At 39.5% G+C, this 13,474-nt stretch carries 9 protein-coding genes, 19 tRNA genes, 2 rRNA genes, 1 pseudogene and 2 riboswitches (1 of these 33 cut by a window edge); of the genes and pseudogenes, 29 read left to right on the top strand and 2 right to left on the bottom strand.

Going from position 1 to position 13,474, the window contains the following annotated elements; translation table 11 throughout:
- The 23 genes from ACEWFJ_RS20935 to ACEWFJ_RS20825 all read left to right on the top strand — a co-directional run.
- Positions 1-1,450 (top strand): 23S ribosomal RNA (locus ACEWFJ_RS20935); it begins 1,473 nt to the left of the window's first position.
- Between the two features lie 108 nt (positions 1,451-1,558).
- Positions 1,559-1,674 (top strand): 5S ribosomal RNA (rrf, locus tag ACEWFJ_RS20930).
- Between the two features lie 4 nt (positions 1,675-1,678).
- Positions 1,679-1,754, top strand: a tRNA-Val gene (locus tag ACEWFJ_RS20925).
- Between the two features lie 16 nt (positions 1,755-1,770).
- Positions 1,771-1,854: transfer RNA gene (locus ACEWFJ_RS20920), tRNA-Tyr, on the top strand.
- Positions 1,855-1,860: 6 nt separating this feature from the next.
- A tRNA-Gln gene (locus ACEWFJ_RS20915) sits at positions 1,861-1,935 on the top strand.
- A gap of 5 nt (positions 1,936-1,940) precedes the next feature.
- A tRNA-Lys gene (locus tag ACEWFJ_RS20910) sits at positions 1,941-2,016 on the top strand.
- Between the two features lie 17 nt (positions 2,017-2,033).
- Positions 2,034-2,114: transfer RNA gene (locus ACEWFJ_RS20905), tRNA-Leu, on the top strand.
- 36 nt (positions 2,115-2,150) lie between these two features.
- A tRNA-Gly gene (locus ACEWFJ_RS20900) sits at positions 2,151-2,225 on the top strand.
- A gap of 14 nt (positions 2,226-2,239) precedes the next feature.
- A tRNA-Leu gene (locus ACEWFJ_RS20895) sits at positions 2,240-2,328 on the top strand.
- A 3-nt stretch (positions 2,329-2,331) separates the two neighbouring features.
- Positions 2,332-2,405: transfer RNA gene (locus ACEWFJ_RS20890), tRNA-Arg, on the top strand.
- Between the two features lie 9 nt (positions 2,406-2,414).
- Positions 2,415-2,488, top strand: a tRNA-Pro gene (locus ACEWFJ_RS20885).
- A 14-nt stretch (positions 2,489-2,502) separates the two neighbouring features.
- Positions 2,503-2,578 (top strand) — tRNA-Ala (locus tag ACEWFJ_RS20880).
- An 18-nt stretch (positions 2,579-2,596) separates the two neighbouring features.
- Positions 2,597-2,689, top strand: a tRNA-Ser gene (locus ACEWFJ_RS20875).
- Between the two features lie 28 nt (positions 2,690-2,717).
- Positions 2,718-2,794, top strand: a tRNA-Met gene (locus ACEWFJ_RS20870).
- Positions 2,795-2,796: 2 nt separating this feature from the next.
- Positions 2,797-2,872 (top strand) — tRNA-Asp (locus ACEWFJ_RS20865).
- Between the two features lie 10 nt (positions 2,873-2,882).
- Positions 2,883-2,958, top strand: a tRNA-Phe gene (locus tag ACEWFJ_RS20860).
- Between the two features lie 17 nt (positions 2,959-2,975).
- Positions 2,976-3,051 (top strand) — tRNA-Thr (locus ACEWFJ_RS20855).
- 3 nt (positions 3,052-3,054) lie between these two features.
- A tRNA-Trp gene (locus ACEWFJ_RS20850) sits at positions 3,055-3,125 on the top strand.
- A 10-nt stretch (positions 3,126-3,135) separates the two neighbouring features.
- A tRNA-Ile gene (locus ACEWFJ_RS20845) sits at positions 3,136-3,212 on the top strand.
- A 3-nt stretch (positions 3,213-3,215) separates the two neighbouring features.
- Positions 3,216-3,290, top strand: a tRNA-Asn gene (locus ACEWFJ_RS20840).
- A 1-nt stretch (position 3,291) separates the two neighbouring features.
- Positions 3,292-3,363: transfer RNA gene (locus tag ACEWFJ_RS20835), tRNA-Glu, on the top strand.
- Positions 3,364-3,973: 610 nt separating this feature from the next.
- On the top strand, positions 3,974-4,393 hold the full coding sequence (locus tag ACEWFJ_RS20830; protein ID WP_098308059.1) for a CBS domain-containing protein: 420 nt from the start codon (positions 3,974-3,976) through the stop codon (positions 4,391-4,393).
- Between the two features lie 454 nt (positions 4,394-4,847).
- Positions 4,848-5,999 carry a DUF3965 domain-containing protein gene (locus tag ACEWFJ_RS20825; protein ID WP_473689790.1) on the top strand — a complete coding sequence of 384 codons (1,152 nt, stop codon included), beginning with the start codon at positions 4,848-4,850 and terminating at the stop codon, positions 5,997-5,999.
- Between the two features lie 312 nt (positions 6,000-6,311).
- Here the strand turns inward: ACEWFJ_RS20825 and ACEWFJ_RS20820 are convergent, their stop codons facing one another.
- On the bottom strand, positions 6,312-6,647 hold the full coding sequence (locus ACEWFJ_RS20820; protein WP_098308065.1) for a hypothetical protein: 336 nt from the start codon (positions 6,645-6,647) through the stop codon (positions 6,312-6,314).
- 6 nt (positions 6,648-6,653) lie between these two features.
- Positions 6,654-7,817 (bottom strand): SH3 domain-containing protein, encoded by a 1,164-nt coding sequence (locus ACEWFJ_RS20815; RefSeq protein WP_473689789.1) that lies wholly within the window; start codon positions 7,815-7,817, stop codon positions 6,654-6,656.
- A 406-nt stretch (positions 7,818-8,223) separates the two neighbouring features.
- A riboswitch (TPP riboswitch) is annotated at positions 8,224-8,331 on the top strand.
- Between the two features lie 59 nt (positions 8,332-8,390).
- A riboswitch (TPP riboswitch) is annotated at positions 8,391-8,491 on the top strand.
- Between the two features lie 85 nt (positions 8,492-8,576).
- Between ACEWFJ_RS20815 and tenA the strand changes: the two genes are divergently transcribed.
- The 6 genes and pseudogenes from tenA to thiO all read left to right on the top strand — a co-directional run bounded on the left by tenA (position 8,577) and on the right by thiO (position 13,468).
- The gene (gene tenA / locus ACEWFJ_RS20810; RefSeq protein ID WP_473689788.1) at positions 8,577-9,272 is read left to right on the top strand and encodes a thiaminase II; all 696 of its coding nucleotides are present in this window, start codon (positions 8,577-8,579) and stop codon (positions 9,270-9,272) included.
- The gene (locus ACEWFJ_RS20805) at positions 9,241-9,990 is read left to right on the top strand and encodes an ABC transporter ATP-binding protein (RefSeq protein ID WP_473689787.1); all 750 of its coding nucleotides are present in this window, start codon (positions 9,241-9,243) and stop codon (positions 9,988-9,990) included. Before tenA ends, ACEWFJ_RS20805 begins: the two co-directional genes overlap by 32 nt.
- Complete coding sequence (locus ACEWFJ_RS20800) at positions 9,987-10,739, top strand: ABC transporter permease (RefSeq protein WP_473689786.1); 753 nt, start codon at positions 9,987-9,989, stop codon at positions 10,737-10,739. Before ACEWFJ_RS20805 ends, ACEWFJ_RS20800 begins: the two co-directional genes overlap by 4 nt.
- Positions 10,736-11,735 (top strand): annotated as a pseudogene (locus tag ACEWFJ_RS20795) (ABC transporter substrate-binding protein). The gene ACEWFJ_RS20800 and the pseudogene ACEWFJ_RS20795 overlap by 4 nt, the downstream one beginning before the upstream one ends.
- 10 nt (positions 11,736-11,745) lie before the next feature.
- Positions 11,746-12,375: a thiazole tautomerase TenI gene (tenI, locus tag ACEWFJ_RS20790; RefSeq protein ID WP_473689785.1), complete on the top strand. Its 630-nt coding sequence runs from the start codon at positions 11,746-11,748 to the stop codon at positions 12,373-12,375.
- Complete coding sequence (gene thiO, locus ACEWFJ_RS20785; protein WP_473689784.1) at positions 12,359-13,468, top strand: glycine oxidase ThiO; 1,110 nt, start codon at positions 12,359-12,361, stop codon at positions 13,466-13,468. The genes tenI and thiO overlap by 17 nt, the downstream gene beginning before the upstream one ends.
- Positions 13,469-13,474 lie beyond the last annotated feature (6 nt).

Genomic DNA, 13,474 nt, shown 5'->3' with positions numbered 1-13,474 from the left:
GGGACGCAGAAGGATAGAAGAAGCGTGCGATTGGTTGTGCACGTCCAAGCAGTTAGGCTGGTAAGTAGGCAAATCCGCTTACCGCGAAGGCTGAGCTGTGATGGGGAAGCTCCTTATGGAGCGAAGTCTTTGATTCCCCGCTGCCAAGAAAAGCTTCTAGCGAGATAAAAGGTGCCTGTACCGCAAACCGACACAGGTAGGCGAGGAGAGAATCCTAAGGTGTGCGAGAGAACTCTGGTTAAGGAACTCGGCAAAATGACCCCGTAACTTCGGGAGAAGGGGTGCTTTCTTAACGGAAAGCCGCAGTGAATAGGCCCAAGCGACTGTTTAGCAAAAACACAGGTCTCTGCGAAGCCGTAAGGCGAAGTATAGGGGCTGACACCTGCCCGGTGCTGGAAGGTTAAGGAGAGGGGTTAGCGCAAGCGAAGCTCTGAACTGAAGCCCCAGTAAACGGCGGCCGTAACTATAACGGTCCTAAGGTAGCGAAATTCCTTGTCGGGTAAGTTCCGACCCGCACGAAAGGTGTAACGATTTGGGCACTGTCTCAACCAGAGACTCGGTGAAATTATAGTACCTGTGAAGATGCAGGTTACCCGCGACAGGACGGAAAGACCCCGTGGAGCTTTACTGTAGCCTGATATTGAATTTTGGTACAGCTTGTACAGGATAGGCGGGAGCCTTTGAAGCCGGAGCGCTAGCTTCGGTGGAGGCGCTGGTGGGATACCGCCCTGGCTGTATTGAAATTCTAACCTACGGGTCTTATCGACCCGGGAGACAGTGTCAGGTGGGCAGTTTGACTGGGGCGGTCGCCTCCTAAAAAGTAACGGAGGCGCCCAAAGGTTCCCTCAGAATGGTTGGAAATCATTCGTAGAGTGCAAAGGCATAAGGGAGCTTGACTGCGAGACCTACAAGTCGAGCAGGGACGAAAGTCGGGCTTAGTGATCCGGTGGTTCCGCATGGAAGGGCCATCGCTCAACGGATAAAAGCTACCCCGGGGATAACAGGCTTATCTCCCCCAAGAGTCCACATCGACGGGGAGGTTTGGCACCTCGATGTCGGCTCATCGCATCCTGGGGCTGTAGTCGGTCCCAAGGGTTGGGCTGTTCGCCCATTAAAGCGGTACGCGAGCTGGGTTCAGAACGTCGTGAGACAGTTCGGTCCCTATCCGTCGTGGGCGTAGGAAATTTGAGAGGAGCTGTCCTTAGTACGAGAGGACCGGGATGGACGCACCGCTGGTGTACCAGTTGTTCTGCCAAGGGCATAGCTGGGTAGCTATGTGCGGAAGGGATAAGTGCTGAAAGCATCTAAGCATGAAGCCCCCCTCAAGATGAGATTTCCCATAGCGTTAAGCTAGTAAGATCCCTGAAAGATGATCAGGTTGATAGGTTCGAGGTGGAAGCATGGTGACATGTGGAGCTGACGAATACTAATAGATCGAGGACTTAACCATATAATATGTATACTACATTGATGTTATCTAGTTTTGAGAGAATATAAAAAAACTTGTTGACTTTTTCAGTGAATCGAGTATAATAATGATTGTCTCAATTGAATACAGTCTGGTAATGATGGCAGAGAGGTCACACCCGTTCCCATACCGAACACGGAAGTTAAGCTCTCTAGCGCCGATGGTAGTTGGGACTTTGTCCCTGTGAGAGTAGGACGTTGCCAGGCAAATGGAGGATTAGCTCAGCTGGGAGAGCACCTGCCTTACAAGCAGGGGGTCGGCGGTTCGATCCCGTCATCCTCCACCATATATATTTAAATGTCGGAGGGGTAGCGAAGTGGCTAAACGCGGCGGACTGTAAATCCGCTCCTTCGGGTTCGGCAGTTCGAATCTGCCCCCCTCCACCATCTTGATGGGCTATAGCCAAGCGGTAAGGCAACGGACTTTGACTCCGTCATGCGCTGGTTCGAATCCAGCTAGCCCAGCCATTCAAGAGCCATTAGCTCAGTTGGTAGAGCATCTGACTTTTAATCAGAGGGTCGAAGGTTCGAGTCCTTCATGGCTCACCATTTTTAAAATGTAATATGCGGGTGTGGCGGAATTGGCAGACGCACCAGACTTAGGATCTGGCGCCTTTGGCGTGGGGGTTCGACTCCCTTCACCCGCACTTTTAATTAAATAAGCAATCAGTCATATATGTTTTGCGGAAGTAGTTCAGTGGTAGAATACAACCTTGCCAAGGTTGGGGTCGCGGGTTCGAATCCCGTCTTCCGCTCCAATTTTCAATATGACGCCGGGGTGGCGGAACAGGCAGACGCACAGGACTTAAAATCCTGCGGTGGGTGACCACCGTGCGGGTTCGACCCCCGCCCTCGGCACCATATGCGCCCGTAGCTCAATTGGATAGAGCGTTTGACTACGGATCAAAAGGTTAGGGGTTCGAGTCCTCTCGGGCGCGCTTTATTAACGGGAAGTGGCTCAGCTTGGTAGAGCACCTGGTTTGGGACCAGGGGGTCGCAGGTTCGAATCCTGTCTTCCCGATAGTTTTAAAAAATGGGGCCTTAGCTCAGCTGGGAGAGCGCCTGCCTTGCACGCAGGAGGTCAGCGGTTCGATCCCGCTAGGCTCCACCATTAAAGCTTCATATATACGGAGGTATACCCAAGTTCGGCTGAAGGGATCGGTCTTGAAAACCGACAGGCGGCGAGAGTCGCGCGGGGGTTCGAATCCCTCTACCTCCTCCATTTTTTATTTAAAAGAATATTATATCATCGCGGGGTGGAGCAGTCTGGTAGCTCGTCGGGCTCATAACCCGAAGGTCGCAGGTTCAAATCCTGTCCCCGCAACCAATGGTCCCGTGGTGTAGTGGTTAACATGCCTGCCTGTCACGCAGGAGATCGCCGGTTCGACCCCGGTCGGGACCGCCATTTACATAAAGGCTCGGTAGCTCAGTCGGTAGAGCAGAGGACTGAAAATCCTCGTGTCGGCGGTTCGATTCCGTCCCGAGCCACCATTTTTTTTTGTAAACTAGCCGGCTTAGCTCAATTGGTAGAGCAACTGACTTGTAATCAGTAGGTTGGGGGTTCAAGTCCTCTAGCCGGCACCACTTAGGGGCATAGTTTAAAGGTAGAACAGAGGTCTCCAAAACCTCCGGTGTGGGTTCGATTCCTACTGCCCCTGTAAGAAATATGGGCCTATAGCTCAGCTGGTTAGAGCGCACGCCTGATAAGCGTGAGGTCGATGGTTCGAGTCCATTTAGGCCCACCATATTCCGCAGTAGCTCAGTGGTAGAGCTATCGGCTGTTAACCGATCGGTCGTAGGTTCGAGTCCTACCTGCGGAGCCATGGCCCGTTGGTCAAGTGGTTAAGACACCGCCCTTTCACGGCGGTAACACGGGTTCGAATCCCGTACGGGTCACTTCAAAAAGAGTCAGCACCATGCTGACTCTTTTTTATTTGAAGAAAATGATATTATATATTATGCCTTCTACATCTTTGATTAATAATCTCCTTATAAATATATAAATATGTTTATCCTACTACTCCCGGATTTACCTTAAGGCTCAAAGGAGTCAAAGAAGGTAGCTGGATGATATAAATACCCATAGCTCATTTTGATAGTAAGTTTATTTTTAATATGTTATGAAATATTTCATTTTTTATTGTAAATAATGAAGGATTTTGTATTATTTTATATAATTAGGAAAGAATATAGTGCATTATATTTCATCAATTGACTATTTTAGCTAAACTGATGAATAAAATTATTATTTTCTCTCCTCAATCCTAATGATCTTAGATGGATCGTCATATTTAAGAATACCCCATTTAGTTTGTTCTATGGCTAGTGACTAAAAGTCTAATTGTGACCTTAGCCGGTGCTGTTTAGAAAATTCTCCGAGGTTGGCAAAGAGCAATTTCCTTTGTTTTTATAGAAATGAGCGTATCTTATTGTATTTATCTTTCTAGGAAGCGCGAATTTAAATGAGGAGAATTGGAAAGGCTAAAGTGTGTAAAGGAGGGTATTTATGACAACCGTTCGAGAATTGATGAGCACGAATATTGTACATTGTACGCCGCTAGATAATGTATATGAAGCAGCTGTGAAAATGAAAGAAGAAGATATAGGAATGATTCCTGTTGTAGAGAATGACCAAGTTATTGGTCTTGTAACAGATCGTGATTTAGTTGTGAGAGGGATTGCAGAAAAGCATCCAGGTTCTAATCAAATTACAAATGTTATGACAACACAAATTGTTTCAGTGTCTCCTGATGACTCTGTTGAAAAAGCGACAGAGTTAATGGCACGTTACCAAATCAGAAGATTGCCGGTAATTGAACATGGGCAAATTGTGGGAATGTTATCACTTGGTGATTTAGCAACAACTAAATATGCAGATGATCAGGCGGGTGTTGCCTTAAGTGAAATATCAGAGGATACAAAGTAAAGAATAGAATATTTTATACTAGTCTTTATCTCGCTATTCGCGGGCAGTAATACTCCCATCTCAAAATTTAGCAGAAAACAAATTATGTAAGGGGTAAACTGCTAGCATGTCCCCGATTGGTTTCACTAATAATCCGTGGGGGATGAAGCCCTCACGGATTAAAGTTGTACTTTATCCCGCTATTCGCGGGCAGTAAGACCCCTACCTCGAGATTTAGAAAAAGCGAAGAAGATAGGTAGGGGATGAAGAAAACCTCCACTGATGGAAGTTTCACTTTATGTAAATTACTTTTGAAATTATTGTTAACAACTAGTATCATATGAAAAAAATGGTATACTAATAAATACAAAGTTTTATATATTATTTTGAATATAATAATATTATTATTAATATAATAATGGGTTTATTAACATGAAAGTATTTGATCATACATATAGAAAACGGGGGGAATTATATGACGATTATGCAAACCGAACCTAATTGGAATTTGGTTACGGATGCGTATGAAAAGCCGGAAAATTTTGCGGATTTACTCTCTTTGCTTATACCAAAGCGTCCAAAAGGAGAAGGAAAAGAACGAACTATTCTGGCTTGGAAAGAAAAAGAATTTTATAAGAAAGAAAATTTAATTCCTTTTATTTTATATGGAATGAAAAAATTACATAATTTACCGAAGTTTCATAAAGATGAAATGCCAACTTTAGTTCGAATTGTTCGTTTATGTCAAGAAGTGGGATGGTATCAACAAGCTTATCGTTTTATGGTTGATGAAGGATTAGAGGAGTTCGTACAAACATCTCTAGATTATGAATCATGGGATGTGTTTACACAAGTAGTTGCTTGGAATTATTTAATTATAAAACAAAAAGTTGCTGAGTTAGACAGCAATGATTACTTTATTTGGGAAAGAATTAAATTTAATGTAGAGTGTATTGAAAAGTATAAGGCACTTTTGTCGCATAAAGAAATGTTGGAATTTATGTTTCTATATCTTTGTAAACAAGCAAAGACATTATCAAGAGAGAAATTAGATGAAGACCTAATGGGTTTAGCAGTATATTGTAATACATATATTTATGATTTATACACACTAGATTTATTGAAAAAATATAGAAAATGCACTGATTTCTTAACATATTATGAACCAAGCCGAGCTGCTGTAGCATGCCAACATGCGGTGATTGCACAAATATCAGATCATCTTAATCCATTAAAGACAACTCATGTTGATGATTATTTATTTGTTATAAAAGAAATAATGGAATATATGTCATTTGAATTTATGAAAAAATATGAGCATTTTATTGGGAAATTATTATCATATGTTCCATTTTTCGAGATGATTCAAGTTCCACAACATGCATATTATTGTGAAGAACTCATGTATATATGTAAAGGAATAGGATATAAAGAGGAACTACTACGCGATTATATATTTATACAATTACCAAATTGTTTTCCTTCCTTTATTAAGCAATTTTTAAAGAATAAGCGCTATGCTTCAATACATGATATTTTATTTTACTGGTGTAGCGATGAACAGCGTATGAACTTAGAAAATAAATATAACTTAAGTTTTATTTATGAAAAATATGCGTGCGGATAAAGTGAGTTTTCCACTAATTTGATGCTTTTTCAACTAATGGTTACATAAAGTTCATTTCTTTGAGAAAGCATACTTTGTCCAGTAAATAAAAAGAAATAGCGTAGAATACAAATAAGGATTCCACTTTATGTGGAATCCTTATTTAATAGTAAATAAAAAAAGAAATTATTATGAGAGAAATCATGCCATATAAAAGGAATTGGCCATTTTTATTTTCTTTAATACCAAAAAATTCATTTATTCTTTCATATAAGTCTAAAAACGATTTTGTTAGACTAGCTTTGGATAAGCGTTGCACCATTTTCCCTCTTTCTATGTTTCTTGATATTGATGTTTACGATGTTCTGGGACATATATATATTGAGATACTATAAGAAGAATAGTCATAAAGAATACAGGGAAAATTGCGGCGGCATTTAGGCCATTATAAATAATGTTTGTTAGTAAAGAACTTATAATGAACAGTGCAGTATATATGTGTGAAATATGGCGTTTTAAACGAATTTTGAATACTTCCATCAGCACTTCACAAGCAACGAACGTAATAGCGATGCTTAAAAATACAATGTTTGTGTTGTAAATTAATAAGCAACAAATGAGACCGAAAAATGCTAAATACTCAATAATTAATGGGATATTGCGTGTCATCTTACATCACCTAACTAGGAAAGGAAGCGGATTTACTGCATTTGTTTTTTCAAAATTCCATTCCCCGTTATGTAATTCAAAATGTAAGTGTTGACCAGTGGAATGTCCTGTATTTCCCATATAACCGAGCAATTGACCCGTTGCTACGTTATCGCCCTCTTTAACCGCACGATTGTTCATGTGAGCATATACAGTTGTATATAAGTTCCCATTTATATGATGGGCAACAAATACAACATTTCCATAGCTTGTAGAATAGTACGACTTAACAACAGTGCCAGGTGCAGCAGCTTGAATTGGAACATTTCCTGTTGCCGCAAAGTCTACGCCATAGTGCATCTGTCCCCAACGTACATCAAATGTTGAGCTCACGTTCCCTTGAACTGGATATTTAAATACAGCTGGAATAGATGGTTTAGCTTGTTGCTGCTGTTGCTGCTGTTGTTGTTGTCCTTGCAATATATATTGTTGTCCAACATAGCCATATCCTGATCCGTAGCGAATTTTATACCATGTGCCAACCTTTCCAACGACTTGTACTTGTGTTCCATTCTTTAAAGAACCAATAACAGCTGTATTTGTTCCTGCACCGCTGCGTACTTTTAATGCTGGAGTAGCAACATAATAAGAGCTTCCGCCTTGTACCGTAACTCCTTTTACTAACGGCTGAGTTCCGTTAGATAAAAACTCTTTCTTTACATAGCCATTTGTTCCGTTATGTATAATTTTATACCATCCATTTTCTTCTTCTTGGACAGTAACAAATTTCCCATTTGGTAATACATCAATAATTTCAGATTGCGTATTTGGTTCAGAGCGAACGTTTAATGCGTCTGAATTAACGATATATTGCTGCTTACTATTGCTTGGTTTTGTTAAAGAAATTGCTTCTTTTTTTACATAGCCAGTTTTATTTTGCGTTTGAATTTTATACCATTCGTCTGTTGTTTCAAGAATTGTAACGGGAGTGTCACGTACAATGTTTTCAATAACGGAATCTGTTGTTTTAGGACTATTATATACTTGTAATGTATTTGTTTTTACATAACCAATTTTCGTTTTTGGTTTTTGCTGCGCTTCTACAGCTTGTACAGTGGAATCTGTCATAGACGGGAGTAAAGAAGCAACTGCTACAGTAGCTGCTGTCATTGCTGCGGCTTTCATATTCATATAATTATAGGCCTCCTTATGTAATAAATTGTTATATTTTAAATTATAATATAACAATATTAAACTTTTCTTGTGCGCATAGAAATGTAGTATTAAAAATAAATGAACATTTTCCTATACTATAAAGTCCCATAATAAAAGGATAGCAGATTTATCACTATTATGGAAATAGATAGAAGAAGTTTGCGTTTTTTGAACTTACAAAATACATAGAATGATATTATTTTATCTCGCTCAAAACGTTGATATTTTAGGGAGAGGCTTTAAGATGAAAAACTCCCGTAAGACATAGAGTGGCTTAACTAATCATTTTTTGGTTCAAATTACCATCAATGGAAATTTGACTTTATAACTCAAAAGAGTTGCCGATGAGATATGGCGATGGTATACTGACTATGTTAAATGAATATAATGCTAGGGGGCTAGTGTTGCTAGCTGAGAGTAAGACATATAGTCTTTGACCCTTGAACCTGATCTAGATGATGCTAGCGTAGGGAAGCAATTTGGACGATATACATAACGTCCCCGTTTCTTTGCGTATAGAAACGGGGATTTTTTATTGAAAATTTTATAGAACACCACTAGGGGTGCTTGTAAGCTGAGAGAGGTAGAAACCTTAACCCTTATAACCTGATCTAGGTGATACTAGCGTAGGGAAGTGGAAACAACAAATGGAGTTTTCTTTTGTTTGCTGTAACCACTTCTTATATAGAAGTGGTTTTTTATTTGGATACATGTATATAGGAAGGGGAAATTTAGATGACATTTTGTGAAAGGTTATTTGAAAAGGTGCAGCCTGTTTGGGAAAAGAGTCATAATCATCCATTTGTAACAGGGATGGGAGATGGGACGTTAGAGAAAGATAGATTTCAATATTATATTGTTCAAGATTATTTGTATTTGTTAGATTACGCAAAATTATATGCAATTGGTGTTGTAAAAGCAACAAATCCAAAAGTAATGGCGAAGTTTGCTGAACAAATCGATGGGATTTTAAATGGAGAAATGACGATTCATAAACAATATGCAAAGCGTTTAGGAATTTCTGTTGAAGAAATGGAATTAGCAAAGCCGTCTGCAATGAATCTAGCATATACAAACTATATGATGTCTGTATCACAAAACGGTACACTTGCTGAGTTAATTGCAGCGTTGCTTCCGTGTATGTGGAGTTATTGGGAGATTGGAAAGCGTTTGAATGATATTCCAGGAGCACGCGACCATGAATTTTTTGGCGAGTGGATTCAAGGGTATAGCTCTGAAGAATACGGAAAGCTTTGTGTATGGTTAATTGAGTTATTTAATGAAATTGCAATTGGAAAAACAGAAGAAGAACTAAATCGTTTAGAAGAAATCTTTTTATATTCCAGTCGTTTTGAATATTTATTCTGGGATATGGCATATCGTAAGGAGATGTGGGGTTTTGAGGAGCAAGAACATACTACAGTTTCATAACGTTTCCTTTCATTATGATGAGAAGCAGATTATAACGAATCTTGATACTACAGTACAAGAAGGGGAATTCGTTAGTATTATTGGGCCAAGTGGCTGCGGGAAAAGCACATTGTTTCGGCTCATTACGGGACTCGAAAAAGCAAGTGAGGGCACTATCGATGTGATAGGAGCAACCGATCACCCAGTCGGTTATATGCCACAAAAAGATATGTTACTCCCGTGGCGAACAATTATTGAAAACGCAGCTTTGCCTCTTGAATGTCAAGGTGTGAAGAAAAAAGAAGCACAAATGAAAGCACAAGAATTGTTGGAGCAGTTTGGACTGCAAGGGTATGAAAATAAACAACCAAAAGATTTATCAGGCGGAATGCGGCAACGCGTCTCTTTTATTCGTACGTTGTTAACTGGCGGAGATCTTTTACTATTAGATGAACCATTTAGTGCACTTGATGCATTGACGAAAGCATCTCTGCAAGAATGGCTATTTGAACAATGGAAACATTGGCGAAAAACAATTTTATTTATTACACATGATGTTGATGAAGCGCTTTATCTTTCCAATCGCATTTTTATCGTAACAGAGCAGCCCATTACATCATTGACGGAACGGGTCGTACCTCTTGGACAAGAACGATCTCGAAAGGATTTACATCGTCCAGAAATGCTAGCATTAAAAGATGAACTCATGGGGCTGTTACAAAGGCAGGTACTTGTATGAAAAGAATTGTAGATTATGTTCCAGCTTTTATTGTTACTGCTATTTTTCTTATTGTTTGGGAAGTAGGAGCACGGATTCTCGATGAAATGTACATTTTACCATCCCCAAGTGCCATTGTTCAAAAAATGTGGGATTTACGGGATATATTGCTTACGGTGCATTTACCAGCAACGCTTTCTGTTACAGTTATCGGTATTGTCATTTCCATTGTATTAGGTGTTGGTTTAGCAATGGTAATGAGTATGAGCTCATTTGCTGAGAAAGCATTTTATCCACTATTAGTTGCTTCACAAACGATTCCAATTACAGCTTTGGCACCATTATTTGTTTTATGGTTTGGCTATTCTATTTGGAGTAAAGTTGTTGTCACAGTACTCATTACGTTCTTTCCAATTGCAGTGAATACGTATGATGGCCTTCGCAGTACGAAAAAGGAATGGGAAGAGCTTTTGATTACATATGGTGCAACAAAAAAGGATGTTTTCTTAAAATTGAAATTACCATCCGCACTTCCATACTTTTTCTCTGCTTTGAAGGTGGCCCTGCCGTTCAGTGTTATCGGGGCAGCAATTGGAGAGTGGCTTGGGGCGCAAGCGGGACTAGGTTATTTTAGTAAACGAATGATGACACAAATGGATGGTGCGGGTGTGTTTGCACCAATTGTTTTATTGTCATTACTTGCTATTTTCTTTGTATTACTTGTTTCTATATTAGAGAAGAAGTTTATTAGTTGGAGGAAGCATGCATGAAATTATTAAAACGCATTTTTGTGTTTACATTATTAATCGCGATGATTGCTGGGTGTTCTAGCAATACGGCATCAGAAAAGAAAAAAGGTGAAAAAGAAGTAACTGTAATGCTCGATTGGTATCCAAATGCAGTGCATAGCTTTATTTATGCAGCAATTGAAAAAGGATATTTTAAAGAAGAAGGTATCAAGGTAAATATTAAATTCCCTTCAAATCCAACTGATCCATTAACGTTAGCAGCGGCAGGAAAGGTAACGGTCGGATTATACTATCAGCCTGATGTTGTTATTGCTAGAGCGAATGAAAACATTCCAGTGAAATCTATCGGTGCAGTTGTTCGTTCACCTTTAAACCATGTCGTATCGTTAAAATCAGCTGGCATTTCTTCTCCAAAAGATTTGGAAGGAAAAACAGTTGGATATTCAGGAACACCGTTAAGTGAAGAGTATTTAAAAACGATGATTAAAGAAGATGGTGGAAATCCAAATAACGTAAAAGTAGTTGATGTTGGCTTTGATTTAGTACCGGCTCTTACTACGAAAAAGTAGATGCTGTTACAGGTGCATATATTAACCATGAAGTACCAGTACTGCGCCACGAAGGTTTTGACCCAGCATATTTTAACCCAGCAGATTACGGTGTACCAAACTATCATGAACTTGTATTTGTAACAGGTGACAAAACATTGAAGAAAGATAAAGAAACATTGCAAGCCTTTTTACGCGGGGCGAAAAAGGCTATGAATTTACGAAGCAAAATCCAGATGAAGCATTAAACATTTTATTAGACCATCAAGAAAAAGAAAATTTCCCTCTTATTCCAGAAGTTGAAAAAGAAAGTATGAACATTTTATTAGATAAAATGGAAACGAAAGATGAACCATTTTTATCAGATACAGCAGATTCATGGGAAAAACAAAATAAGTGGTTGAAAGAAAAAGGAATGGCAAAAGAAATTGTTCCTGCAAACGAGTTGTTTGAAAACATTTTAAAGTAGGCGAATGTATATGAAAGATGAGCTTCACGTCATATCAAATGGTCGTATGCCGTTTGAAGAGTTAGCAAATATAGCAACTGAGATTGAAAGTGAAATAGATTATTTGCACATTCGTGAGCGGGAGAAAAGTACGAAAGAGTTATATGAAGGTGTGGAAAAGCTCTTAAATAGGGGCTTTCCTTCTTCTAAGCTTGTAATCAATGATCGGATTGATATTGCAATTCTATTAAATATTAGACGTGTACAGCTTGGCTATCGCAGTGCTGATATAAGATTTGTAAAAGAAAAGTTTTCTTATTTACATGTTGGTTATTCTGTTCATTCACTTGAAGAAGCGATTGTTGCTTTTAAAAGCGGTGCGGATTCTCTTATGTATGGACATTTGTTTCAAACAAACTCCAAAAAAGGAGTTCCGCCAAGAGGATTAGAAGAAATTACAGAAATGGCAAAACAGTTAACAATCCCAATTACTGCTATTGGAGGGATTACTCCTAATAATACAGTAGAAGTACTTGGTACCGGGGCTACTGGTATTGCAATTATGTCCGGAATTTTAAGTGCAGTAAAACCGAATGAGCAAGCGAAATTATATAAGGAAACGATACGAAAGTGGGCGAGAAATCATGAAAAAAATATATGATGTTGCCATCGTTGGCGGCGGTGTAATCGGAAGTTCAGTTGCACATTTTCTTGCTGAAAGAGGCTATAAAGTTGCCATCATTGAAAAACAAAAGATTGCTTCTGAAGCTTCTAAAGCAGCGGCCGGATTACTAGGTGTACAGGCGGAATGGGATGAATATGATCCGCTGTTTGAATTAGGTAGGCAAAGCCGCGCGATGTTTCCAAAGCTTGCAAGTGTATTGCGTGATAAAACCGGAATTGATATAGGATATGAAGAAAAAGGAATTTACCGCATTGCTCAAAGTGAAAAGGAGAGCGTACGGCTTCTCCATATCATGAAATGGCAGCAACAAACAGGAGAAGAATCACATTTTATCTCAGGCGAAGAACTGCGCGAAAAAGAACCATGTTTATCCTCTTCTATTATTGGAGCCGTATATCATCCAAAAGATGGCCATGTGATTGCACCCGAGTTGACAAAAGCATTTGCTCACTCTGCTGCGATATCTGGAACGGATATATATGAAGAAACTGAAGTGTTTGATATTCAAATTAAGGATAATCACGTGACCGGATTGCTTACAACCGAAGGAATCATCTCATGTGAGAAAGTAGTAATTGCTGGAGGTTCGTGGAGTACAAAACTACTAGAATATTTTCATAGTGAGTGGGGGACATACCCTGTTAAAGGTGAAGTTGTTGCGGTGCGCAGTCATAAGCCACTGCTACAAGCACCTATTTTTCAGGAGCGATTTTATATTGCACCGAAACGCGGTGGACGCTATATCATTGGGGCGACAATGAAACCTCATACATATAACAAAGCTGTGCGTCCAGAAAGTATTACTTCTATATTAGAGCGTGCTTATCGTATCCTTCCAGCATTAAAAGAAGCAGAATGGGAAAGTGCATGGGCAGGATTACGTCCGCAATCGAATCATAGTATGCCGTATATTGGTATGCATGAAGAAATTAACGGGTTATACGCTTGTACTGGCCATTATCGAAATGGAATTTTATTAAGTCCAATTTCAGGCCAATATATGGCTGATCTTATAGAAGGAAAGCAAGATAATCGTTTATTAGATTCATTGCTTTCACAATCTATTTAGTAAGGA

Source organism: Bacillus sp. EA-CB0995 (assembly GCF_055814245.1).
Note: the sequence above shows the minus strand (reverse complement) of the source record. Positions and strands in the feature narration are given on the sequence as shown.